Source organism: Stenotrophomonas sp. G106K1 (assembly GCF_037969685.1).
In the GTDB taxonomy this organism is placed as follows: domain Bacteria; phylum Pseudomonadota; class Gammaproteobacteria; order Xanthomonadales; family Xanthomonadaceae; genus Stenotrophomonas; species Stenotrophomonas lactitubi.
The window spans coordinates 111,619-134,964 of record NZ_JBBPFR010000008.1; the positions used below are offsets into that span (position 1 = coordinate 111,619).

Genomic DNA, 23,346 nt, shown 5'->3' on the forward strand with positions numbered 1-23,346 from the left:
ATGCCCCTGACTGGTCCCGCACTCGGCGCATTGCGCATCCTGCTGGTGGAAGATTCCCCCGAGGATGCCGAGCTGATGTCCGAACAGATGCTCGATGCAGGCCTTGAGGCCACCTTCGAGCGTGTCGAGAGCGCGGACGACCTGCGCCATGCGCTGGCACGCTTCCAGCCGGACATCGTGCTGTCCGACCTGAGCATGCCTGGCTTCTCTGGCGACGACGCGCTGCGCATCGTGCGCGACGCGTTGCCGGAGGTGCCCTTCATCTTCGTCTCCGGCACCATGGGTGAGGAGAATGCGGTGGCGGCCCTGCAGAAGGGCGCCAACGATTACATCATCAAGCACCAGCCGGCACGCCTGCCGTCGGCCGTAGCCCGCGCGGTGCGTGAGGCACGCAGTGCCATCGAGCGCTCGCGGGTGGAAACCGAGCTGATGCGCGCGCAACGGCTGGAAAGCCTGTCATTGCTGGCGGCGGGTCTGAGCCACGATCTGCGCAACATCCTGCAGCCGCTGCTGATCATGCCGGATCTGCTGAAGGCGCGTACCGAAGATCCGCAACTGCACCACCTGGCCGACGTGATCGCCGAGTGCGGTCGCCGTGGCCATGAGATGGCCGAATCGATGCTGTCGTTCGTGCGCGGGTCGCGCAAGGCCAGCGAGCGCATCCACATCGATGACCTGTTCCAGGCCGTGGCGCTGCTGTTGCGCAGCAACGTGCCCGATGGCGTCCGCCTGGACCTGGTGGTCGAGGATGAGGGGTTGGTAGTCGATGCCAACTACACCGAGCTGCAGCAGGTGTTGTTGAACCTGGCGCTCAACGCGATCCAGGCGATGCCTGAGGGTGGCAACCTGAGCCTGACCGCCAGCCATGGTGGGCAGCGCGATGGCGAGGACTGGCTGCGCATCGCGGTGGTCGATGAAGGCACCGGCATGGATGCGGACACGCTGTCGCATCTGTTCAATCCGTTCTTCACCACCAAGGCCGATGGCACCGGTCTGGGCCTGATTTCCTGCAAGCGCATCGTTGAAGGCGCCGGTGGCAGCATCCACGTCAACAGCCGGCTGGGGCAGGGCACCTGCTTCGAGCTGCGGTTGCCGATGCATGCCAGCGCCGAGGGCGGCGAGCCGATCGAACAACTGGTGGCGCTGGGCAGTGGCCAGTCGATCCTGGTGGTCGATGGTGAAGCCACGCGCCTGTCGCTGCTGGGCAATGCGTTGTCCAGCCAGGGTTATCAGTTGCAGCTGGCCTCCGATGGCCCGGCCGCGCTGCGCTGGATGCAGCAGGAGGCGATGCCAGCGCTGGTGATTGCCGATGCCGGCTCCAAGCTGTTGTCGGCCAGCCAGCTGCTCGGCGAGATGGCCACGCTCGGATACCGCGGCCCGGCGCTGGTGCTGGAAGATGCTGCCGGGGAAATGCCGGCAGATGTGTTCCCCGCAGGCATCGAGGTGCACCTGCTGCGCAAGCCGCTGCAGATGCAGCAGGTGTTCCGCGCGGTGGCCGACGCGCTGGGCTGACGTCGAGGGAACGCTGTAGAGCCGAGCCCATGCTCGGCTGCTGTCTGCATCGGTTGCGTCAGCCGAGCATGGGCTCGGCTCTACAGGTGTGCAGCGGCGGCGTTTCAGCCCGGGCGATCCGTCGTTTCCCACGGAAACCGCGGCAGGCTTTCCACCGCATGTTCCAGCCGCCGCGACCAGTTCTGATGGATGTCGGCGTACAGCGCTGAATCGGCGCCCAGCCGCAGCTGCTGGCTGATCCGCAGTTCGCCGGCGCGCAGCAGCGCCAGGTCGACCGGCAGGCCCACCGACAGGTTGGACCGGATGGTCGAATCGAGCGAAACGATCGCCGTGCGTGCGGCATCTTCCAGGTGCGTGGATGGGGTCAGGATGCGGTCCAGGATCGGCTTGCCGTACTTGGATTCACCGATCTGCAGATAGGGCGTTTCCGGCGAGGCAGCGATGGCGTTGCCCAGCGGGTAGACCATGTACAGGCCAGGCTGTTCGCCGGCAATCTGCCCGCCGAAGATCAGGGTCGCCTGGGTGTTCACCCCGTCATGGCCGTGTTCGGTGTGCTGGTTCTGCACCTGGCTGTCCACCAGCAGGGAGCCGACGTAGGCCGCAGCCTCGAACAGATGGGCCATGTCGCGCAGGTTTGGCGTGCGCCGCTCGTCGGCATCGCGCTTCAGCCGCGACACCAGCAACTGCGTCGTGGCCAGGTTGCCGGCGGCCATCACCACGTAGGCGGCCTGGCCGGGATATTCGAACACGTTCAGTTTGCGGTGTACGCGGACATCGTCCAGCGCGGCATTGGTGCGGGTGTCGGCGGCGAAGACCAGGCCCTCGTCCACCTCGATTCCAACGCAATAGGTCATGTCGGTGCCCTATCATATGCGTCCCGGATTGTAGGCAGGCCGTTGTGACGATGGCATGCCCGCGCTCCACCTGATTGCCGTCACCGGAACCGCATGACCACCGTGCTCCTGAGCCTGGGCAGCAACGTCCACCCCCGCCGCTACCTCCACGCTGCGGTGGCGGCCCTGCGCGAGCGCTTTGGTGCGCTGCAGGTGTCTGCCGCCTACCGTACCGCCGCCGTCGGTTTCGAGGGTCCGGCCTTCCTCAACAACGGCGTTGCCATCGAGACCGACCTGCCGCTGCAGGAGCTGGATGACTGGCTGCATGCGCTGGAAGATGCGCACGGTCGTGACCGCAGCGGTCCGCGTTTCTCCGACCGGACCCTGGACGTCGATGTGGTGTTCTATGGCGACCTGGTGGTGGAAGGCCCCGGCCATATGCGCATTCCGCGCCCGGAACTGAAACATGCGTTCGTGCTGAAGCCGCTGGCTGATATCGCCCCGGGTTTCATCGATCCGGTCAGCGGCCTGGACCTGGCCACGCTGTGGCGCGCGCACAAGCAGCATGGCGAAGCGTTCGAGACGGTCGAGCTGGACCCCGACGCACTGGATTGACCCACGCCTTCCCGTGCTGCCACCCATGGGGTGGCACTACTATTGTCGGTAGAGCCACCCCATGGGTGGCTGTGCACATCGGTAGTGCCGGCCGCTGGCCGGCAACACCTCAACTCACCGTACGCCCACCATCCACACGCAGGGTGTGGCCGGTGACGAAGCTGGCCTCGGCCGCGAGCCAGTACACCGCTTCGGCGATTTCCTCGACCGTGCCGATCCGCGCCAGCGGCGTGCGCGCCAGCAGCGCCTCGCGGGCGAAATCGTCCTTGCCCTGTTCCGGCCACAGGATCGCACCGGGCGCCACCGCATTCACCCGTACCTTCGGCGCCAGTTCCAGCGCCAGCGAGCGGGTCGCCATCTCCAGCGCCGCCTTGGCCATCGTGTAGGCGATGTGGTTGGGCATCGGGTCGGTGCCGTGCAGGTCGGTCAGGTTGACGATGCAGCCGTGCTGGCGGCGCAGGTACGGCGCGGCGGCCTGGGCCAGCAGCAGCGGTGCGCGCGCGTTGACCGCGTACAGCTCGTCCATCGCCTCGGCGGTGACCTGGCCGAGCGGGGTGGGGAAGAAGTTGGAGGCGTTGTTGACCAGCGCATCCAGGCGGCCGAAGTGGGTCACCGCCTGCTCGACCAGATCGGCCAGGGCATCGGCGTCGCGCAGGTCGGCCTGCAACGCCAGCACGCTGCCGGGGCGCTCGTTGTCCAGGTTGAAGGCGGCCTGCTGCAGTTCGGCGCTGGAGGTATGGGCGTGCAGCACCACCGACCAGCCACAGGCGTGGAACTGGCGGGCGATGGCCGCGCCGATCCGGCGTGCGCTGCCGGTGATCAGGGCCACGGGGGCGGTGTCACTCATCGAGGGTCCTCCAAGGCTCGGCTATCCTGTGCACCATTGTCACCGCATTCGAAGACGCCATGCAGCCTACCTTTCCCCTGCCCGAAGCCGATGCCCTGGCCCACAGCGACCAGCTGGCCGCCGCCCTGCGCGCCGAGATCCTCGCACAGGGCGGGGCGATGCCGTTCTCCCGCTTCATGGAGCTGTGCCTGTACACGCCGGGCTGGGGTTACTACAGCGCCGGTGCCAGCAAATTCGGCGGCAGCGGCGATTTCACCACCGCACCCGAGCTGGGCAGCCTGTTCGCCGGCAGCGTGGCCAATGCGCTGGCGCCGGTGTTCGGCCAGCTCGATGCGCAGGCACGGATGCTGGAACTGGGCGGCGGTACCGGTGCCTTCGCCGAGGCGGTGCTGCTGCGCCTGGCCGAGCTGGATGCGCTGCCGGCCCGCTACGCGATCCTCGAACCCAGCGCGGACCTGCGCCAGCGCCAGCAGGAGCGCCTGCAGCAGAACCTGCCGCCTGAGTTGGCCGGCCGGGTGGAGTGGCTCGATCGCCCGTTCGAAGAGGAATGGGACGGCGTGGTGTTCGCCAACGAGGTGATCGATGCGCTGCCGACCCCACGCTTCCTGATCAAGGACGGCGAGGTGTACGAGGAAACCGTCGAACTGGACGGGCAGGGCAACTTCATCCGTGGCGCGCAGCCGGCCGACCTGCTGCTCAACGGCGCGGTGCGTCACCTCGAACGCTACCTGGAAAAGCCCTTTGCCGACGGCTACCGTTCCGAGGTGCTGCCGCAGCTGCCGTATTGGCTGCAGGCAGTGGCCGGTGGCCTGCGCCGCGGCGCGATGCTGTTCGTGGATTACGGCTACAACCGGGGCGAGTTCTACCAGGAAGAGCGCGACGACGGCACCGTGCGCGCGTTCTACCGCCACCACGTGCACAACGAGATCCATCGTTGGCCGGGCCTGCAGGACATCACCGCATCGGTCGATTTCACTGCCATGGCCGAGGCCGGCCTGCACGGCGGTTTTGAACTGGCCGGCTACTGCAGCCAGGCAAGCTTCCTGCTCGGCAACGGTCTGGACCAGGTACTGACCCTGGCCGAGGAGCGTACCGATGAAGTTGGCCGCATCCAGCTGCGCGACCAGGTGAAGAAGCTGACCCTGCCAACGGAGATGGGCGAGCGTTTCCAGGCCATTGGCCTGCAGCGCGACGTCGATTTCGAACCGGCGTTCGAACTGGGCGACCTGAGCTGGCGCCTGTGAGTACAGCGTTGCCGGTGATCAAGCCGCTGCGGCGGCCACGCCTGTGGACCGCGTTGTGGGTGCTGGTGGTGCTGACGGTGATCGTGGTCTGCCTGATTCCGCCGCCGCCGATCCCGCTGCCGGAAAACAGCGACAAGGGCGAGCACTTCCTGGCCTATTTCATCCTGGCCGGCAGCGCGGTGCAGTTGTTCCGGCGTGGCCGTCCGCTGCTGTGGGTGGGGGCTGGCCTGGTGCTGATGGGCATCGGCATCGAGTTCGCGCAGGGCGCGTTGACCAGCAACCGCATGGCCGATCCGATGGATGCGGTGGCCAACACCATCGGCGTGTTGGCGGGGATGGCCACCGCATTGACCCCGCTGCGCGACATCCTGCTGCGCTGGCGGGGGTGAAGGCGTGCCAACCAGGGTTGGCATCCACCAGTAGATCCACGCCATGCGTGGATGAATCTCCACGGCGCCAACCAAGGTTGGCAGCTACCGGAGCGCTACCTCATCCAGCACCCACATCGCCGGGCGTGTGTCGCCGGTGAAGTTGATGCACAGATCACCCGTGCCCGAGGTGCCCTTCGGCAAAGCCGCACGCAGGGTCACGAAGCCATCGGCATCGGTCTGCGCCGGCAGCGGCACCTGTGCCAGCACCTTGCCCGTGCAGTCACCGCGACGGATCAGCATTTCGCCGTGCGCGCTCCGGGCCTTCTCGAAGCGGCGCTTCGGCTCGTCGTGGGCCAGCTGGAAGTAGTACGGAATGCGGCCCGCACGCACTTCCACGCTGCCGATGCCATCGAGCTGTGCCTGCGGCCAACGCCAGCACGGCTGGAAGATGTCGACGGTGAACACGGCACGCGCACCTTCGCGCGGACCATCGTCTTCCAGGCGCAGTACCAGGCCCTTCTCACCCACGCAGCTGCGCAGTGCTTCGCTGTGCCGCGACAGCAGCGACTGCGCGGTGTACGACGCCACCGTCGGCTTCGCCGCCAGTGGCTGGCCCTGGTAGAAAGCAGCCGCCTGCACTGTCGCCGGCAGCGTGGACGTCAGCGGCTGCTGGTACAGCGGCGACTGCGCGGTTACCGGCTTTCCGTCGTTGCTGTAGCGCACTTCATAGCCCAGCGGATTGGCCAGCGACACGGTCACCGTGTTCGCCGCGCGGTCATCGGTATAGGCCACGCCTACTTCGAACGGCGTCTGCGCATACGCCAGGCCCCAGGCCCGATAGCGCTGCAGCTGCGAGGGCAGGCGGGCCAGGAAGTCGCGGAAATCACGATGCTCCGGCGTGCTCCAGCCGGTCTCGGCCACGGCGGCCAGGCGCGGGAACAGGTTGTGCTGCAGACGCGCGTAAGTGCGCGTGTGCTCGGTGAACATGTTCGCCTGCAGGCCGAGGATGTGCCCGCGCTTGTCGGTGGCCAGCTCGGCCGGCACCGGTTCGTAGTTGTAGAGCTTGGCCAGGTTCACCTGTGTCGGCCGGCCCGGCGGCTCGTTCGGTGAGGCCGTCTGCAGGTAATCCAGGTACAGGTGGCTGACCGGCGACATCACCACATCGTGGCCGGCGCTGGCCGCAGCAAGGCCGCCTTCGGTGCCGCGCCAGGACATGACCGTGGCCTGCGGCGGCAGGCCGCCCTCAAGGATTTCGTCCCAGCCGATCAGGCGGCGGTCGTGTCGTTCCAGGAAGGTCTCCAGGCGCTTGATGATGTGGCTCTGCATGGCCATCTCATCCTTGATGCCCAGTGCGCGCATGCGCTGCTGCACCTGCTTGGAGGCGATCCACTGGTCCTTCACCGCCTCGTCGCCACCCACATGCACATACCTGGCCGGGAACAGCTGGATCACTTCTTCCAGCACGTTTTCCAGGAAGGTGACAGTGCCGTCCTCGACGTTGAACAGGTTCGGGAACACGCCCCATTCGCTCAACGGCTTCAGTGGCGTGTCGATCGTGCCCAGTTCCGGATAGGCAGCGATGGCAGCGGTGGCGTGGCCGGGTACATCGATCTCCGGAATCACCTGGATGTGCAGCTTGGCGGCGTAGGCGATCACTTCGCGGATCTGGTCCTGCGTGTAGAAGCCGCAGTACGGATGCTCCTTGCCGCTGACCGGATCGATGCCGCCGTCACCGGCCGGCAGGCGGCAGCTGCCGACGTCGGTCAGCTTCGGGTAGCGCTTGATCTCCATGCGCCAGCCCTGGTCGTCGGTCAGGTGCCAATGGAAGGTGTTGAGCTTGTGCGCGGCCATCGCATCGAGCACGCGCTTGATCTCGTCCAGGCTCTGGAAGTGCCGCGCCGAGTCGAGCATGAAGCCGCGCCAGCTGAAACGCGGCGCATCCTGGATCTGCACGGTCGGCAGCACGCCGTTGCTGCCGCCGGTGGCGAGCTGGGCCAGGGTGGTGGCGCCGTAGAACAGGCCGGTCTCGTTGCCGGCCTGCACCAGCACGCCCTGCGCGGTGCTTTCCAGCGTGTAGCCCTCGCCACTGTCGCGGAAGGTCGGCACGATCTGGAAGCGGATGCTGCCGCCCTTGGCCACCGTCTTGCCGTCGGCCACTGCCAGGCGCGGTCCACCACTGCGCGCCAGCAGGTCGGCGAACTGTGCAGCGACGCGCTGCGCGGCTTCGCCATCGGCATGCAGTACGGTACCCGCGCCCACGGTGATGCCCGCGCCGTTGCCGCGCTGCACGTTGGCCGGTGCGGGAATCAACATCAGGCTGCCGGCGCGCAGCTGCGGGCCGGGGCCGGTATCGAGTGCCGGGGCATCGGCAGCCAGTGCCGGCAGCACGGGCAGGGCAGCCAGCAGGCTGCCCAGCAACAGAAGGCTGCGCATCCTGGCGCGGGTGGGCTTCGTCATCGGAAGGACTCCTTGGATCGGGTGCGATGTTCGCTATACATGAAAAACGCCGGGCCCGGAATGACCCAGGCCCGGCGTGCGTGCACGACTCGGCGATGAAGCTGCCGCTGGATCAGTACTTGAAGCGGAAGTTCAGGTAGTACTGGCGCCCGTTGCTGTAGAACGAGGTCGGAATCGCCGCGGTCTGGTAGTACTTGTAGGTCGGGTTGTTGAGGTTCAGGCCATCCAGGCTGATGCTCAGCCAGTCGGTGGCCTTGAAGCTCAGCGACGCCGACAGCGTGCCGAAGTCATCCTGGTAGTACGGGTTGGTGCCCGACAGGCTGATCAGGAACGAGGAACGGTGGGTGTAGCTGACCCGTGCACCGAAGCGCTCGTTCTCGAAATACGCGCCCACGTTGTAGGTGTTCTTCGAGGTGCCCAGCAGGTTGTGCGAACCATCGGACCAGGTGTGCGCGGTCGTGCCGTTGGCGTAGGTGTAGTTGGCATTGACGCCGAAGTACTCGCCGATCGGCTGCTCGTAGGCCACTTCCACGCCGGTGACCTTGCCGTCGGCATTGATCGGGGTGGAGATCTGGTAGGTCTCAAGCTGGTTGGTCAGTTCGCTGTACAGCTGGCGCGAGACCACGTCGAAGGCGATGTAGTCCTTCAGGTCCATGTGGTAAGCGCCGACCGACAGCAGGCCGCGCGGCATGAAGTACCACTCCAGGTTGGCATCCAGGTTGGTGGACAGGGTCGGCTTCAGGTTCGGGTTGCCGCCACCACCGGTCCGGTTCAGGTCCGAACCGTAGGACGATGCGCCCAGTGCCGAGTAGTCGGGCAGGGTCTGGGTCTGCGACGCGGCGACGCGCAGCACCAGGTTGTCGTCCAGGTCGAACTTGATGTTGGCGCTGGGCAGCACGCGGTTGCGCTTGTTCTGGAAGGCCATGCGTTCCCACATGCCGAACAGGCTGCTCACATCCGCATCGGCCGCATTGCTGACGGCGTTGTAGGTGTCGATGTCCTGCTTGATGTTGACGTAGCGCAGGCCCAGGTTGCCGCTCCACCAGTCACCGCGGAAGTTGGCCTGCACGTAGCCGGCGAAGTTGCGTTCCTTCACCCGCCACTCGGCACCGTAGTTGTGGCGACCGTCCGGACCGTCGTTGCCCGCCAGCCAGGTGGAATTGTTGGTTACCGCGTCCTTCAATGCGCCCGGCGTGAAGTACCAGATGTTGCGCGGGAAGGTGCCGCCGATATCGCCAGCGAAACCGTTCGGATAGTTGGAGGTGGCACCGTTCTTCAGCGCACTCCAGATGTCGCCCGGGGTTGCACCTTCCGGCGACAGCGCTTCGCGCTTGTGGTCGGCGAAGCGCAGACCGAAGTCGATGGAGCTCAGCACGCCGCCGTCGTTGAAGTACTGGTTGAAGTCGAGCGTGGCCCACTTCTCCTTGTCTTCGGCGGTGACCTGCTGGTTGCCCCAGGTGCCGAAGCTGGTCACGCCGTTGGGCGAGAGGTCGCCGCCGACGTTCCAGTCGATCGGCGAGCCGCTGCCGTGCGTGGCCCAGCTGGCGCCACCGCCGCTGCCCACGGTGACCTCGGCGATGTACTGGCGCGGGGTCTCACCGGTGCCCTTGGTGCTGCCGGCCTGGAACTTGGCGGTCAGGCTGTCGCTGATCTGCCAGTCGGCATCGAAGGTGACGTAGCTCGACTTGGCCGTCGACTCGCGGTAGATCATGTCGTACACCGCGTAATTGGTGCCCGGCACGCCCGCGTAGGTGGCGTTGGTCAGCACGCCGTCCTTGACCACATAGCCCGGGTTCGGCGCCTGCGACTTGGCGAAGCTGTTGCCGAACATCATGAAGTTGCGGTTGTAGTTGTTGGCTTCCAGCTTGGAGCTGAAACCATTCAGGCCCAGGGTGAGGGTGTCGGTCGGCTTGAACTGCAGCGAGACCAGGCCGCCCTTGCGCTCGCGGGTCTGTTCGAACAGGGTCGAACCCAGCAGGCCGGGAACGTTGACGCCGATCAGGTCCGGATTGGTCAGGGCCACCGGATCGCCGGCGCCGATCTTGAAGAAGCCGCCCGGAATTTCCTGCGCTTCACGGCGCAGTTCGCGCTTCTGGCTGAAGCCCTGCACCATCACGCCGAAGGTGTTTTCTTCGTTCTTGTAGTTGAACAATGCCGAGTACTGCGGGTCGTTCGACTTGGCCTGGTCCGAACGCACCATGCCGATCGAGCCTTCAGCGGTGAACTGCTTGGAGAACTCCAGCGGCTTGCGGGTGATGATGTTGACGGTACCGGTGGTGCCACCATCCTGCAGCTTGGCCTGCGAGGACTTGTTCACTTCCACCGAGCTGACCAGTTCCGACGGTAGCAGCGAGTAGCTGACGCTGCGGCCGACGTTGTTGCCCTGGCTGAGCACGAACCAGTCGGCCGAACCGACGGTGTGGCCGTTGATCAGGGTCTGGGTGAGGCTGGGGCTGGTGCCGCGCAGGCTGACACGGTCGGCTTCGTCGAAGCCGCCTTCATCGGCGCTGGACGAGCTGATGTTGACGCCCGGCAGGCGCTGCAGGGTGTCGGCAACGTTGTGCGCCGGCAGCTTGCCCACGTCTTCGGCAGTGACCACTTCCACGCGCGCATTGGCTTCGCGCTTGGTGTCCAGCGACTTCTCCATCGAACCGCGGATACCGGTAACGGTGACGGTGTCCAGATCGGTGGCGGTCGGGGCGGCCTGCTGCGCGTGCGCACTGAAGGCGATGCAGCTGACGATGGCGGCCGAAAGCAAGGTCTTGCGGGTATTCATGATGTCTCTCCTCATCACTCGATTGGATGCCGGCGGCGATATGGGATTGCGGTTGCGATGACGTGCGCGGGGCGGCGGCGATGTCCCGGCATTGGCGTGCCACGTACTGCGTGCTGCGATTGCGTTGAAGCCGTTTGCAGGTTCAGGCGTCGGCGTGGAGCAGGTACCAGCTGGCGGCGCCGATCACGCCCAGCTGTCCGTGTTCGACCACCTTCACCGGGATGCGTGCCAGCGCCTCGCCCATCGGCCCCTTCTGCAGGTAGCGTTCGACGAAGCTGCTGGTACGCAGGTACTCGCGGATCTGCGGCAGGATTCCACCGGCCAGGTAGACCCCGCCGTGGGCGCCATAGAACAGGGCCATGTCGCCGATGGTGCTGCCGAGCAGGCCGCAGAACACATCCAGCGCCTGCCGTGCCAGCGGATCGCTACCGGCCATTGCCGCAGCGGTGACCGCATCGGGGCTGGCCAGCGCCGGTGCCTGGTCCTGCAGCGCGCAGATCGCGCGGTACAGGTTCATCAGGCCGGGGCCGGAGATCGCATGTTCGATCGACACATGCGCATGGTCGTGCTGCATGTGGCGGACGATCGCCATTTCCAGGTCGGTGCTGGCGGCCAGAGTGGGCTGTCCGGCTTCGGTGGCCAGGACCACCGGACCGTTGGCCGTGGGAATCCACAACGCTGCACCCAGGCCGGTGCCGGGGCCGACCACCAGGGTCGGGCCGCGCGGTGCGCTGTCCGGGCCACACAGGTGCAGCACGCCACTGGCATCGACCTGTGCGGCCGCATAGGCCACCGCTTCGAAGTCATTGACGATGTGTACCCGCTGCAGGCCGACGTCGGCCTCGATCTGCCGGGCCGACAACGGCCAGGGCACGTTGGCGGTGATCACCGTGCCGTCTTCGCGGGCATAGCCGGCGGTGGCGACCACGCAGTGCGATGGGCGCGGACCTTCGGCCAGGAAGTCGGCGAGGATCGCGCTGAGCCCGGCATGATCGGCGTTGCGGTACTTGCGGTAATCGAGCACCTGCACCGGATGGGCATCGTCGCCGCTGGCCTGGACCCGGGCGACACGCACATGGGTGCCGCCAACGTCGGCGGCCAGGAACGAGGGCGCGACGCGGGACAGGACATGGGCCGGGGCGGGATGGCTGGCGGTCACGCGGGCTCCTGCTGCAGGTGGGGCCGGCCCCGGGAAGGGCAACGATGGAGCCGGCGATTGGGCGGAGTCTGTAACCGCGTTGACAACGATGTCAACGAGTTCGTGACACTTTCGTTGCTGCGCCGCAACGAACGCAGATCGCCGTAAACGTTTACATGGCGTGAGTGAGGCATCCATGGCGGAACCGTTGCAGCAAGGGGCTTCAAGGGCGAGGCGCATTCAGCGGATGGCCGTGCAGCGGGCTTGCGCAGTGCAGCATCCGGTGTGATGGCCCGTGCATGGAAGTTGACAAACGGTCGCTGTCCATCGAAAGAATGTGACAACGTTGTTCCCAGCCACTCTCCGACGCCGTGTTCTGCGGCCGTCGCCGCAGGAGCCTTCCTGATGTCAGCCGTCCCCGCTGCAAGTGCACGCCCGAACGTGGCCTCGTCCATCGCCATCGTCGGCGTGCTGTTTTTCCTGATCGGCTTCTTCACCTGGCTCAACGGCCCGTTGATCACCTTCGTCAAACTCGCCTTCGAGCTCAGCGAAGTCGGCGCCTTCCTGGTGCTGATGGTGTTCTACCTGTCCTACTTCTTCCTGGCCCTGCCGGCCTCGTGGATCCTGCGCCGCACCGGCATGAAGAAGGGCCTGAGCCTGAGCCTGCTGGTGATGGCCGGTGGTGCGGCGTTGTTCGGCGAATTCGCCACCCAGCGCTGGTATCCCGGTGCGCTCGGCGGCCTGTTCGTGATCGGTAGTGGACTTGCCTTGCTGCAGACCGCGATCAATCCGTACATCTCCATCCTCGGCCCGATTGAAACCGCCGCACGGCGCATCGCGATGATGGGCATCTGCAACAAGATCGCTGGCATGCTGGCGCCGATACTGATCGGCACCCTGGTGCTGCATGGCATCGGTGACCTCGACGCTCAGGTGCAGGCCGCCGATGCGGCCACCAAGGCCACGCTGCTCAACCAGTTCGCGGCCAAGATCCACGCGCCCTACCTGGCCATGGCCGGCTTGCTGGTGGTGCTGGCGGTCGCGGTATTGTTCTCGCCGCTGCCTGAAATCAAGGCCTCCGAGGCCAATGCCACCCCGGCCGGCGCACCGGGCAAGGCCGAGCGCAGCAGCATCTTCCAGTTCCCGCATCTTTGGCTGGGCGTGCTGTGCCTGTTCGTCTACGTCGGCGTGGAGGTAATGGCCGGTGATGCCATCGGTACCTACGGGCATGGTTTCGACCTGCCGCTGGACCAGACCAAGATGTTCACCTCGCTCACCCTTGGCGCGATGCTGGTGGGCTATGTGGTGGGCCTGCTGCTGATCCCGAAGGTGGTCTCGCAGTCGCGCTACCTGACCGTCTCGGCGATACTGGGCGTGCTGTTCTGCCTGGGTGCCTTCTTCACCCACGGTTATGTGTCGGTCGCCTTCGTAGCGCTGCTGGGCTTTGCCAACGCGATGATGTGGCCGGCGATCTTCCCGCTGGCGATCCGTGGCCTGGGCCGCTTCACCGAAACCGGTTCGGCGCTGCTGGTGATGGGCATCGCCGGCGGCGCGATCATTCCACAGCTGTTCGCCGTGCTCAAGCAGCACATCGACTTCCAGCTGGTGTTCCTGCTGCTGATGGTGCCGTGCTACCTGTACATCCTGTTCTACTCGGTGGTCGGCCATCGCGTCGGCCTGCCGCAGGACAAGGGCTGATCGGCGATGATGGACGGCAGCCAACCCCAGGAAAAGCCGATGCGCAGAGCGACCATCAAGGACGTTGCCGAAAAGGCCAAGGTCTCGCTGAAGACGGTGTCGCGGGTGATCAACAACGAGCCCTCGGTGATGCAGGCCACCCGCGCGCGGGTGCTGCGTGCCATTGCCGAGCTCGACTACGAACCCGATCCCTCTGCGCGCAACCTGCGCAGCGGCACCACCTTCGTGATTGGTCTGGTGTACGACAACCCGAACCCGTACCACATCATCGGCGTGCAGAACGGCGTGCTCGCCGCCTGCCGCGAAACCGGCTTCGGCCTGCAGATTCACCCGTGCGATTCCAGTTCGCCGCTGCTGGCCGATGAACTGGCCGACTGGGTGCAGCGCTCGCGCCTGGCCGGGCTGGTGCTGACCGCACCGATGTCCGAACGCCGCGACCTGATCCAGGCGTTGACCGCGCGTGGCATCAAGCTGGTGCGGATCATCGCGGCCACTGAAGATCCGGCCGATGGCGCCTGCGTGTTCGTCGACGACCGCGAAGCCGCCTACGAAATCACCGAGCACCTGATCCAGCTGGGCCACCAGCGCATCGGCTTCCTCTGGGGCGGCACCTCGCACCGGTCGTCGGGCGAGCGCTACGCCGGTTACGAGGCCGCGCTGAAGGACTACGGCATGACCGTGGACAAGCATCTGGTGGTGCAGGGCGACTACACCTTCGACGATGGCTTCCGTGGTGCACGGCGCCTGCTGGCACTGCGCGAACCGCCTACCGCCATCTTCGGTTCCAACGATGAAATCGCTGCCGGCGTGCTGGCCGCCGCGAAGTCGGCCGGCATGAGCGTGCCCTACGACCTGTCCATCGCCGGCTTCGAGGACAGCCCGTTCTCGCGCCAGTCGTGGCCGCCGCTGACCACCGCCAAGCAGGCCACCGAAGACATCGCCCGCCATGCCGCGCGCCTGCTGATCGCGCAGCTGCGCAGTGATGCCTACGACGATGCGCCGGCACCGCTGCACAACCAGGGCTTCGTGCCACAGCTGGTGGTGCGCGGCTCGACCGCACCGATGCGGCCTGCCGCCGCCCGTCCCCTTCCTTCCGATCCTTCCTGAGCCTGCCATGTCGCTGTCCGACCCCACCGCCACCCTGATGTTCGCCGAGGCCGCCGAAGCTGCCGACGTCGTTGCCCGCCAGTTCGCCCGCAACCATGCGGTGATGGAAACGCTGGCGGCCAGCCTGCGCGCTGCGCCGCCGCCGTTCGTGGTGACCTGCGCACGTGGCAGCTCCGACCATGCTGCGACCTACGGCAAGTACCTGCTGGAAACCCAGCTGGGCCTGGTCGTTGCCTCGGCCTCGCCGTCGGTGGGTTCGGTCTACGCCGCACCGCTGCAGCTGCGCGGTGCGTTGTTCATCGTCATCTCGCAGTCCGGCAAGAGCCCGGACCTGCTGCGCAATGCCGAAGCTGCCAAGGCTGCCGGCGCGCGCGTGGTGGCGCTGGTCAACGTCGAGGATTCGCCGCTGGCACAGCTTGCCGACACGGTCATCCCGCTGCATGCCGGCGTGGAGAAAAGCGTGGCGGCGACCAAGAGCTACCTCGCCTCGTTGTCCGCGCTGCTGCAGCTGGCCGCGTACTGGAAGCAGGACAGCGCGCTGCGCAATGCCCTGGACCTGTTGCCTGATGCCATGCGCGAGGCCTGGCAGTGCGACTGGAGCGCGGTGACCGATGGCCTGGTGGAGGGCAACAACCTGTTCGTGCTCGGCCGTGGCCTCGGCCTGGGCGCGGCGCAGGAAGCGGCGCTGAAGTTCAAGGAAACCTGCAGCCTGCATGCCGAGGCCTACAGCTCGGCCGAGGTCAAGCATGGGCCGATGGCGCTGGTCGATCGCGGCTTCCCGGTGCTGGCCTTTGCCCAGCCCGATGAGACCGGCGCGGGCACCCGTGCCGTGGCTGAAGAGTTCACCGCACGTGGCGCCAAGGTGTGGCTGGCCGGTGCCGGCGGCAACCTGCCGGTCGCTGCCGCGCCGCATCCGTTGTGCGCGCCGCTGCTGACGGTGCAGAGCTTCTACCGCGCGATCAATGCACTGGCGCTGCGCCGCGGCTTCAACCCGGATCTGCCGCCGCATCTGAACAAGGTGACGGAGACGGTGTGATGGCAACCGTCCTGCGCAATGCCCGCATTCTTGCCGGCGATGAATTCCGCGATGATCTTGCGGTGGTGATCGAAGACGGCCACATCAGCGCGCTGCTGCCCGACGCTGCGCCGCAGCTGGGCACGGCCGACGAGCAGGTCGACCTGGGGGGCGGCTGGCTGCTGCCCGGCTTCATCGATGTGCAGGTCAATGGCGGTGGCGGCGCGCTGTTCAACAACACGCCCGACGTAGAGGCGTTGCGTACGATTGCGCGTGCGCATCGCCGCTTCGGCACCACCGCGATGCTGCCGACCCTGATCAGCGATGACCTCGGCGTGATGCGCGAGGCGATCGCCGCGCTGCGCGAGGCCATTGCACAGGGCGTGCCGGGCGTGATCGGCATCCACCTGGAAGGGCCGTACATCGCACCGGTGCGCAAAGGCACGCACGATGCCAGCAAGTTCCGCGTGCCGGATGCGGAAGAGATCGAACTGGCGTCGTCGCTGGACAATGGCGTGACCCTGCTGACCCTGGCGCCGGAGCGCGTCCCGCTGGAGACCATCCGCGCGCTGGTCGAACGTGGTGTGATCGTCGCCGCTGGCCACACCGCCGGCACCTATGAAGAGATCCGTGCCGGTCTCGATGCCGGCGTGCGTGGCTTCACCCATCTGTACAACGCGATGTCGCCGCTGCAGGGGCGCGAGCCCGGTGCGGTCGGTGCGGCGCTGGAAGATCGCGACAGCTGGATCGGCATCATCGTCGATGGCGTGCACGTGCATCCGGCCAGCCTGCGCGTGGCGCTGGCGGCCAAGCCGCGTGGCCGCCTGCTGTTGGTGACCGATGCGATGCCGCCGGTCGGTGCCGACGATCCCAGCTACGTACTGTATGGCGAAACCATCACTGCCATCGATGGCGTAGTGCGCAACGCCGCCGGCTCGCTGGCCGGTTCTGCGCTGGACATGGCTACCGCCGTGCGCAACACCGTGCAGCTGCTGCGCCAACCGCTGGCCGAAGCCGCGCGCATGGCCTCGACCTATCCGGCGCAGTTCCTCAATGTCGATGATCGCTTGGGCCACATCGCCGAGGGCTACCAGGCCGACCTGGTGCTGCTGGACGACGCGCTGCAGGTGCGTGGTACGTGGATCGCCGGCCAGTACGAGGCGGCTTGACGATGAGCAGCACGCCGCCACGCCGGTTGGGCTCGATCGACGCCCTGCGCGGCATGACCGTGGCGGCGATGCTGCTGGTCAACAACCCCGGTGACTGGAGTGCGGTGTTCGCGCCGCTGCGCCATTCCGAATGGCACGGTTGTACACCGACCGACCTGGTGTTCCCGTTCTTCCTGTTCCTGGTGGGTGTGTCGATGGCCTTCAGCGTCGCACCGCGCGCGCTGGATCCGGGTGCACGGCTGGCACTTGCACGTGCCGTGCTGGAACGCGCACTGCGCATCGCCGTTGCCGGCGTGCTGCTGCACCTGCTGGTGTGGTGGGCACTGCATACGCATCACTTCCGCATATGGGGTGTGCTGCAGCGCATCGCGCTGTGCGCGGCAGTGGTGGGCGTGCTGGCGGTGTATGCGCGTCCGCGCGTGCAGGCGGTCGTGCTGGTCACGTTGCTGGTGGGGTATGCAGCGCTGCTGCTGGACGTGGGTGACCTTGCGCCGTGGACCAATCCGGCCAGCCGTCTGGATACCACCTTGTTCGCGCCATGGATCTACCAATGGCAGGCCGATACCGGTCTGGGCCATGACCCGGAAGGATTGCTGAGCAGTCTCGGCGCGTTGGCCAGCACCGTGCTGGGCCTGCTGGCTGGCGGCTTGCTGCGCAGTGGCCGCGCCGGTGCATTGGCCGCGCTGGGTGCGATCACCGCCGTGCTCGGCCTGCTGCTGACGACGATGTTGCCGCTCAACAAACAGCTGTGGACGCCCAGCTACGTGCTGTGGACCGGGGGCCTGGCCGCGTTGGCGTTGTGGCTGGGCCACGTGCTGATCGACCGCAAGGGGTGGCCGGCGCTGGGCCGGCGCTTCGGCGTCAATGCGATCACCGCCTACCTGGGCGCTTCGGTGATGTCGGTGATCCTGCTGGCAACCGGCGTCTGGGGATGGGTCTGGCAGCAACTGGCTGCGGCGATGCCACAGGCGCTGGAGCTGGCCTCGATGCTGCAGGCGTTGGTGTTCGTTGCGCTGTGGTGGGGCGTGGCGTGGTGGCTGGACCGACGTCGCATTTATCTGAAGATCTGAGCACGGGCAAAGCAAAGGTAGTAGCAAACGGCTCATCCACGCATGGCGTGGATCTACTGGGTTAGCGGGTTGCGGGTCATCCACGCATGGCGTGGATCTGCTGGGCTGGCGGGTTGCGGGTCATCCACGCATGGCGTGGATCTACTGGGCTGGTGGATTGCGGGTCATCCATGCATGGCATGGATCTACTGGGCCAGGATCGCAGTAGATCCACGCCATGCGCGGATGCTCTCTGCGGATCATTCGACGTGAACGAGTTCATCGACATGCGGGACGCGTGAGCACTTCCCGGTTTCACAACGGAAGCGTGACCAACTACCGATAACTTCACCTATCGAAACCATTCATGGCAGGGCAGACTGCGTCAGCAGTGTCGTACAGAACATCCGCAGTTCCTGATCCCCCGACCCAGGAGTGCCGTATGTCCCATGTCGTCCCGCGCGGGTTACGCCGGCGCCGTTTGACCGTTTCCCTGGCCCAGATCCTGGTCGCGCCCGCGCTGCTCGCGCTGTCCGCCCCGGCTGCCTGGGCAGGTTGCGATGCGACGGCTCCCGTCGCCGGGCAGACCGTCACCTGCAGCAGTGCTGCCCCCAATCCCGAGACTGCAGCCATCAGCGCCAGTGGCGCGGCGGGCATCACCGTGAATGTTGGCAATGGCGCGCAGCTGCAGCAGGCCGGCGCAGGCAGCGCCATCTCCCTGCTCGGCGCCGGCGGGCACGTGCTCACCAATTTCGGCGCCATCAACTCGGAGAGCGGTATCGCGGTGCAGCTCGGCGCCGGCAGCCGCGTCGACAACACCGGCAGCATCACTTCCGGCAGCGGTATCGCACTGCAGTTCAGCGGTGCCGGCGACAGCGAGCTGGTCAACCGCGGCACCATCAGCGGCGGCACCGGCGGCGTTCAGTCCGGTGCCGGCAACGATCGCCTGCAGATGCTGGCCGGCAGCATCACCGGCGGTGTGCAGCAGGGCGATGGCAACGACGTGCTGCTGCTCAGCGGCGGCACCATCGACAGCCTCGACCAGGGCAATGGCGATGACCGGCTGACCGTCAACGCCGGCACCATCACCGGACTGGTGACGCAGGGCAGTGGCCGCGATGATTTCGTCATGACCGGTGGCACCATCGGGGCCCTGCAGCAGGGCGACAACATCGATGCCTTCCGCATGAGCGGTGGCCGCATCGTCGGCGCGTTCGAAGATGGCGACCAGGCGTGGATGACCGGTGGCCGCATCGGCCGGGTCAACATGAAGCTGGACAAGAACCTGTGGGACATGTCCGGCGGCACCGTCGACGGCAACGTGGTTACCGGCTTCGACACCGACACCATCATCATCTCCGGCACCGCCTATATCGGCGGCAACATCAGCGTCAGCGGCGGCAATGACAGCGTGACCATCACCGATGGCACGGTGCGTGGCCAGGTGCTGTTGAGCACCGGCAACGACACCTTCAACTGGAGCGGCGGCGGCATCGTGTACGGCACCATCGACGCAGGCCCCGACGACGACGTGGCCACGCTGAGCAACCTCAACCAGGGCAACATCGGCGCGGTACCGCTGTTCGACGGCGGCAGCGGCAATGATCGTCTCAGCTTCAGCAACGTCAAAGGCAGCGGCGTCGCGCGCTTCCAGAACTGGGAAGCGATCAGCCTGGCCAGCAGCACCGAGCTCACCTTCGATGGTGATCTGGTGCTCGGTGACAGTGTCAGCGGTACCGGTTCACTCACCCTGGATGACACCAGCACGATCTATGCAGGCAGCGGTGCGCATGCAGTGCGTCCTGTCAGCGGCAGCGCGTTGGTCAATGTGGTCAACGCCGGGCGCATCGATCTGACCGGCTCCGCGCCGGGCGATGTGTTCACCGTGCGCGGCAACTACCGTGGCGATGGCGGCGGGCTGTACCTGCGTACCGTGCTGGCAGCGGACAACGCCACCAGCGACCGGCTGGTGATCGATGGCGGCACGGCAACCGGCAGCACCGGCATCGGCATCCTCAACGCAGGCGGCAGCGGGGCGGCCACGCTGGTTGACGGCATCCTGGTGGTGCAGGCGCTGAACGGTGCCACCACGGCGCCCGGGGCCTTCTCGTTGTTCGCACCGGTCTCGGCCGGCGCCTACGAGTATTTCCTGTTCAAGGGCGGCGTCAGCGCCGGCACCGGCGAGAACTGGTACCTGCGTTCGACAGTTGCGGTCGGGCCGGCCCCCGCGCCGAACGGTGGCGGCGAAGTGGTTCCACCGCCGCCGCCGACACCCCCGGTGGCACCGCCGCCTCCGATTCCCCCGGCACCCCCGCCGCCACCGGAAGGTGCCATCGATCCGGACCTGACCGCCGGTGAGACCGCGCCACCACCGCCGCCGCCGGAACCGCCGCCCGTGGCCCCGCCCAGCGATCCACCGGTGCCGGACGTGCCGGTGGCCGGGGGCAGCCTGCCCGGCACCGGTGCGCCGCCCAGTGCGGGAGCAACACCCGCCGCGCCGGACGAGAACGGCCTGGTACCGCTATACCGCCTGGAGACCGCTGCCTACGCCGTGGTACCCCCGCTGCTGCGTGAGACCTCGCTGGCCAGCCTGGGTACCTTCCACGAGCGTCAGGGCGAACAACGCCTGCTGTACAGCCAAGGCGCGTTCCGCACCGCGTGGGGGCGGCTGGTGGGGCAGAGCAGCGAGATCCACTGGAAGGGCGATGCACGGCCCGGCTTCGATGGCGACGTGATGGGCGTGCAGGCAGGCCTGGACGTATGGGCCGCTGCCGCCGATAACCATCGCAACCAGATCGGCGTGTTCGTCGGCCGCACCCGCGCCGATGGCAGGATCACCGGCCTGGCCGTGGGCTGGGACAATGTGCTGGTCGGCCAGAGCCGGTTGGACGACAAGCACGTGGGCCTGTACTGGACGTTGACTGACAGCAGGGGCGGCTACATCGACGCAGTGGCGATGCAAAGCCGCTACGACGGCCGCACGCGTTCGTCGCGCGGGCTGGGCATCGACCTCAAGGGCGATGGCACCACGCTGTCGCTGGAAGCGGGCAAGCCACTGCTGCAGTTCGGACAGTCATCCTGGTGGTTGGAGCCGCAGCTGCAGGTGATCTGGCAACGCAGTTCGCTGGATGACCAGCGTGATCTGGTGTCCACCATTTCCTTCGACAACGACAACGCCTGGACCGGCCGCGTCGGCCTGCGCCTGGCGGGTGATTACCAACTGTCTGACAACGGCTGGCAGCCATACTTCAAGTTGAATTACTGGCACGGTCGCTCGGGCGAGGACCGCATCCTGTTCGACAACGACGCGATCATCAATTCGCAGCGTTCGCGCGCACTGGAAGCCGGTGTCGGCGTGGTCGGGCGCTTCAACCGCACGATCAGTGCGTATACCGTCGCCGACTACACCCGCGAGGTGGGTGGCAGCGACAACGGCAAGCGCCGCATCATCGAAGGCAACATCGGCCTGCGCGCGGATTGGTGACGCCCGCCGCTTTGGCTGCTTTGGTGGGTGCCGACCTCGGTCGGCACGAATCCAACGGGCGGCATGCACCGCCCTGGTAGGTGTCGACCTTGGTCGACACGAATCCAACGGGCGCCATGCACCGCCCTGGTAGGTGTCGACCTTGGTCGACACGAATCCAACGGGCGCCATGCACCGCCCCGGTAGGTGTCGACCTTGGTCGACACGCATTGGCAGCAGTCAATCAATCCCCACGCCGCCGCATTGCAACGGCGATCGACCCAGCAACGCGCCCGCGTGATCGGCCAGCAGTTGCACCGCGTGCAACAGCCCTTCCTCCGTCAGCGGCGGGCACTGCGCGTCCGCGTCGTCCAGTTCACGCGCGGCCTGCGTGGCCAGCAACACGCCACCCAATGCCGACAACGCCAGCAGGCAGCGCGTGGTGCAGGCCAGATCGCGCGCACGTGCCGGCGTGATGCGCAGTTCCGTCCACGGCTCGCCGTCGGCGGCGTGGCAGCGCGTGATGTCGCGCAACCGCTTGAAAAAGGCGGGCGTGGGAGCGGCTTCATCCGCTTCGGTCAGCGCGTCTTCCAGAGCCTCGGCAGTAGCGTTGGGCAGCTGCAGGTCGGGCAGGGCATCACCCAGCAGTGTGTGCAGGCGGGGATAGGTGGGGTAGAGCGTAGTCATGGCAACAACCTCACAGGGCAAGGCCACCTGCGGGATGCGAGGTGGCGGGCGGTGCGGGTTGGCGTGCCGGTCAAGAGCAAAGAAGAAGCCGACGGACCCAAGGGTCCCCACGCACCGCCCGCCATGGACCGGCAGGTGGTGCATTGTCGCGAGTGCCTGCAGCGAGGCAATCGGTCATCGTTGCTCATTGATTCAGGACGCCAATCCCGGCCAGCGCAGGTGACGCTGGCAGAACAACCTTCGTGCGTTCGCTCGTGAGATGACATGAGCAAAGTTGTAAATCACAGTCCGATGCGTACGGGCTCAATACGACACCTTGCGCGTGCGCCGAGGAGGGATGCTGCGATATCCATTACGAAACGCCAATCAACTGGAACCTGTTGCCAAACAAGCCCGACACGGCCGCCAGACTGGAGACAGCTGGTCATCATTGAATTTGAGACAGAACCCGCATCGAGGTGACTTATCAAGCGGCCAATGTCGTAAACGATGCGCTCTGAGCTGAACTTCCGTCACACCTTCGTGTTCAATGTCTGGTTCGCGTCTGCTCTGGTTCCTGGCCGAAGCGCAATAGCCAGAGCCCGTTGATGCCCCTTCGCCCAACGAGGGTGCAATTTGGCCCGCCAGTGGATGGAGGGGTAGGCTTACCCGAGACACTTCCGAAGACGCAGCCACGGGGCAGGACGCAACGCATGGAATCGACATCCACCAATCAACCGCGTAAGGGCGAGTTCTACCAATTGCAGCCGGATGTTTGCCGAGGCGGCAAGGGGCATGGAGTGGTCTTTGAGAACGAGGACGCCCTACTTGTCCCGCCCAGACTCATTCTGTTGCCCAAGGCTGGTGGTTTCCCACCGCTGCGCGAAACCCCACGCTTGGTCTATCACCCTCGCGAAGGCGTACTCCCCGAGGATCTGGAAGGTGGGATGAGTGGCTATTGGCTGGTCTCCGAGCGCCTGCGTCAAGTGATGGAAGCGGTCGACCCCGACGCGTTCGCCTTCGCCGATGCCGACTATCGCTTGGCCGATGGTTCCAAGGGGCCGACCTACTACCTCTGCGATGTGGTGCGTACGTTGGATGCCTTGGATGAGGAGGCATCTACACTCGACATCGAGATTAGTGATGAGTTTGAAGCCGGTAAGTATTACGGGCTCACGGGTGATGTCCGGCTGGCCTTCAAGCGTGAGGTTCTGGATTCGGCCCACGTGTTCAGATTGGCGTTCCATGGAGGGGTCTTCTGCGACCGCACATTCAAAGATGCGGTGGAGGCCGCCGGAATCGTCACGCCCAGGAAGTCCAACGGCCTCTGGTTCGAAGACGTTGTGAACTGCTGAACCGGCAATATCGGCAATAGGGAAGGAACCT

The 23,346-nt window shown here is 66.2% G+C and carries 17 protein-coding genes; 11 read left to right on the forward strand and 6 right to left on the reverse strand.

The features are described 5' to 3' along the window. On the forward strand, positions 1-1,512 hold the full coding sequence (locus WKB25_RS09890; RefSeq protein WP_340570264.1) for an ATP-binding protein: 1,512 nt from the start codon (positions 1-3) through the stop codon (positions 1,510-1,512). Positions 1,513-1,616: 104 nt separating this feature from the next. Here the strand turns inward: WKB25_RS09890 and WKB25_RS09895 are convergent, their stop codons facing one another. Continuing rightward, positions 1,617-2,366 carry a 20S proteasome subunit A/B gene (locus tag WKB25_RS09895; RefSeq protein WP_340570265.1) on the reverse strand — a complete coding sequence of 250 codons (750 nt, stop codon included), beginning with the start codon at positions 2,364-2,366 and terminating at the stop codon, positions 1,617-1,619. A 93-nt stretch (positions 2,367-2,459) separates the two neighbouring features. On the opposite strand from WKB25_RS09895, the gene folK reads away from it, so the two are divergent. Beyond that, positions 2,460-2,960: a 2-amino-4-hydroxy-6-hydroxymethyldihydropteridine diphosphokinase gene (gene folK / locus WKB25_RS09900; protein WP_340570267.1), complete on the forward strand. Its 501-nt coding sequence runs from the start codon at positions 2,460-2,462 to the stop codon at positions 2,958-2,960. Between the two features lie 109 nt (positions 2,961-3,069). Here folK and WKB25_RS09905 read toward each other — a convergent pair whose 3' ends face one another. Continuing rightward, positions 3,070-3,807 carry a pteridine reductase gene (locus WKB25_RS09905; RefSeq protein WP_099820925.1) on the reverse strand — a complete coding sequence of 246 codons (738 nt, stop codon included), beginning with the start codon at positions 3,805-3,807 and terminating at the stop codon, positions 3,070-3,072. 59 nt (positions 3,808-3,866) lie between these two features. Here WKB25_RS09905 and WKB25_RS09910 point away from each other — a divergent pair, with 59 nt between their 5' ends. Both WKB25_RS09910 and WKB25_RS09915 read left to right on the forward strand, forming a co-directional pair. Continuing rightward, the gene (locus WKB25_RS09910; protein WP_340570268.1) at positions 3,867-5,051 is read left to right on the forward strand and encodes an SAM-dependent methyltransferase; all 1,185 of its coding nucleotides are present in this window, start codon (positions 3,867-3,869) and stop codon (positions 5,049-5,051) included. Then, on the forward strand, positions 5,048-5,440 hold the full coding sequence (locus WKB25_RS09915) for a VanZ family protein (RefSeq protein ID WP_340570270.1): 393 nt from the start codon (positions 5,048-5,050) through the stop codon (positions 5,438-5,440). The genes WKB25_RS09910 and WKB25_RS09915 overlap by 4 nt, the downstream gene beginning before the upstream one ends. Positions 5,441-5,524: 84 nt before the next feature. On the opposite strand, the gene WKB25_RS09920 is transcribed toward WKB25_RS09915, so the two are convergent. The 3 genes from WKB25_RS09920 to WKB25_RS09930 all read right to left on the reverse strand — a co-directional run bounded on the left by WKB25_RS09920 (position 5,525) and on the right by WKB25_RS09930 (position 11,814). Then, positions 5,525-7,879, reverse strand: coding sequence for a family 20 glycosylhydrolase (locus tag WKB25_RS09920; RefSeq protein WP_340570272.1), 2,355 nt, complete (start codon positions 7,877-7,879; stop codon positions 5,525-5,527). 112 nt (positions 7,880-7,991) lie between these two features. Beyond that, entirely contained in the window at positions 7,992-10,655 is a 2,664-nt protein-coding gene (locus WKB25_RS09925) for a TonB-dependent receptor (RefSeq protein ID WP_340570273.1), read from the reverse strand. A 142-nt stretch (positions 10,656-10,797) separates the two neighbouring features. Further along, on the reverse strand, positions 10,798-11,814 hold the full coding sequence (locus WKB25_RS09930) for a glucokinase family protein (protein WP_340570275.1): 1,017 nt from the start codon (positions 11,812-11,814) through the stop codon (positions 10,798-10,800). A gap of 384 nt (positions 11,815-12,198) precedes the next feature. Here WKB25_RS09930 and WKB25_RS09935 point away from each other — a divergent pair, with 384 nt between their 5' ends. From WKB25_RS09935 to WKB25_RS09960, 6 genes are all read left to right on the forward strand, one after another. Beyond that, the gene (locus tag WKB25_RS09935; protein ID WP_340570278.1) at positions 12,199-13,491 is read left to right on the forward strand and encodes a sugar MFS transporter; all 1,293 of its coding nucleotides are present in this window, start codon (positions 12,199-12,201) and stop codon (positions 13,489-13,491) included. A 39-nt stretch (positions 13,492-13,530) separates the two neighbouring features. Then, a complete protein-coding gene (locus tag WKB25_RS09940; protein ID WP_340570280.1) occupies positions 13,531-14,598 on the forward strand; it encodes a LacI family DNA-binding transcriptional regulator in 1,068 nt (355 codons plus the stop codon). Positions 14,599-14,605: 7 nt separating this feature from the next. After that, complete coding sequence (locus WKB25_RS09945; protein ID WP_340570281.1) at positions 14,606-15,634, forward strand: SIS domain-containing protein; 1,029 nt, start codon at positions 14,606-14,608, stop codon at positions 15,632-15,634. Then, on the forward strand, positions 15,634-16,782 hold the full coding sequence (gene nagA / locus WKB25_RS09950; protein WP_340570283.1) for an N-acetylglucosamine-6-phosphate deacetylase: 1,149 nt from the start codon (positions 15,634-15,636) through the stop codon (positions 16,780-16,782). Before WKB25_RS09945 ends, nagA begins: the two co-directional genes overlap by 1 nt. Positions 16,783-16,784: 2 nt before the next feature. Then, on the forward strand, positions 16,785-17,852 hold the full coding sequence (locus tag WKB25_RS09955; protein ID WP_340570285.1) for a DUF5009 domain-containing protein: 1,068 nt from the start codon (positions 16,785-16,787) through the stop codon (positions 17,850-17,852). Positions 17,853-18,273: 421 nt separating this feature from the next. Beyond that, positions 18,274-21,315, forward strand: a complete 3,042-nt coding sequence (locus WKB25_RS09960; RefSeq protein ID WP_340570287.1) for an autotransporter domain-containing protein — start codon at positions 18,274-18,276, stop codon at positions 21,313-21,315. A gap of 219 nt (positions 21,316-21,534) precedes the next feature. Here WKB25_RS09960 and WKB25_RS09965 read toward each other — a convergent pair whose 3' ends face one another. Then, positions 21,535-21,981, reverse strand: coding sequence for a hypothetical protein (locus tag WKB25_RS09965; protein ID WP_340570289.1), 447 nt, complete (start codon positions 21,979-21,981; stop codon positions 21,535-21,537). Positions 21,982-22,673: 692 nt separating this feature from the next. On the opposite strand from WKB25_RS09965, the gene WKB25_RS09970 reads away from it, so the two are divergent. Next, on the forward strand, positions 22,674-23,315 hold the full coding sequence (locus WKB25_RS09970; RefSeq protein ID WP_340570291.1) for a DUF1629 domain-containing protein: 642 nt from the start codon (positions 22,674-22,676) through the stop codon (positions 23,313-23,315). Positions 23,316-23,346: the final 31 nt, after the last annotated feature.

Coding starts and splice junctions, on each gene's coding strand:
- WKB25_RS09910 (WP_340570268.1), top strand. CDS start 3,867: ATGCAGCCTACCTTTCCCCTGCCCGAAGCCGATGCCCTGGCCCACAGC.
- WKB25_RS09960 (WP_340570287.1), top strand. CDS start 18,274: ATGTCCCATGTCGTCCCGCGCGGGTTACGCCGGCGCCGTTTGACCGTT.
- WKB25_RS09965 (WP_340570289.1), bottom strand. CDS start 21,981: ATGACTACGCTCTACCCCACCTATCCCCGCCTGCACACACTGCTGGGT.
- WKB25_RS09945 (WP_340570281.1), top strand. CDS start 14,606: ATGTCGCTGTCCGACCCCACCGCCACCCTGATGTTCGCCGAGGCCGCC.
- WKB25_RS09925 (WP_340570273.1), bottom strand. CDS start 10,655: ATGAATACCCGCAAGACCTTGCTTTCGGCCGCCATCGTCAGCTGCATC.
- WKB25_RS09940 (WP_340570280.1), top strand. CDS start 13,531: ATGCGCAGAGCGACCATCAAGGACGTTGCCGAAAAGGCCAAGGTCTCG.
- WKB25_RS09905 (WP_099820925.1), bottom strand. CDS start 3,807: ATGAGTGACACCGCCCCCGTGGCCCTGATCACCGGCAGCGCACGCCGG.
- WKB25_RS09970 (WP_340570291.1), top strand. CDS start 22,674: ATGGAATCGACATCCACCAATCAACCGCGTAAGGGCGAGTTCTACCAA.
- WKB25_RS09920 (WP_340570272.1), bottom strand. CDS start 7,879: ATGACGAAGCCCACCCGCGCCAGGATGCGCAGCCTTCTGTTGCTGGGC.
- WKB25_RS09935 (WP_340570278.1), top strand. CDS start 12,199: ATGTCAGCCGTCCCCGCTGCAAGTGCACGCCCGAACGTGGCCTCGTCC.
- WKB25_RS09890 (WP_340570264.1), top strand. CDS start 1: ATGCCCCTGACTGGTCCCGCACTCGGCGCATTGCGCATCCTGCTGGTG.
- WKB25_RS09895 (WP_340570265.1), bottom strand. CDS start 2,366: ATGACCTATTGCGTTGGAATCGAGGTGGACGAGGGCCTGGTCTTCGCC.
- folK (WP_340570267.1), top strand. CDS start 2,460: ATGACCACCGTGCTCCTGAGCCTGGGCAGCAACGTCCACCCCCGCCGC.
- nagA (WP_340570283.1), top strand. CDS start 15,634: ATGGCAACCGTCCTGCGCAATGCCCGCATTCTTGCCGGCGATGAATTC.
- WKB25_RS09955 (WP_340570285.1), top strand. CDS start 16,785: ATGAGCAGCACGCCGCCACGCCGGTTGGGCTCGATCGACGCCCTGCGC.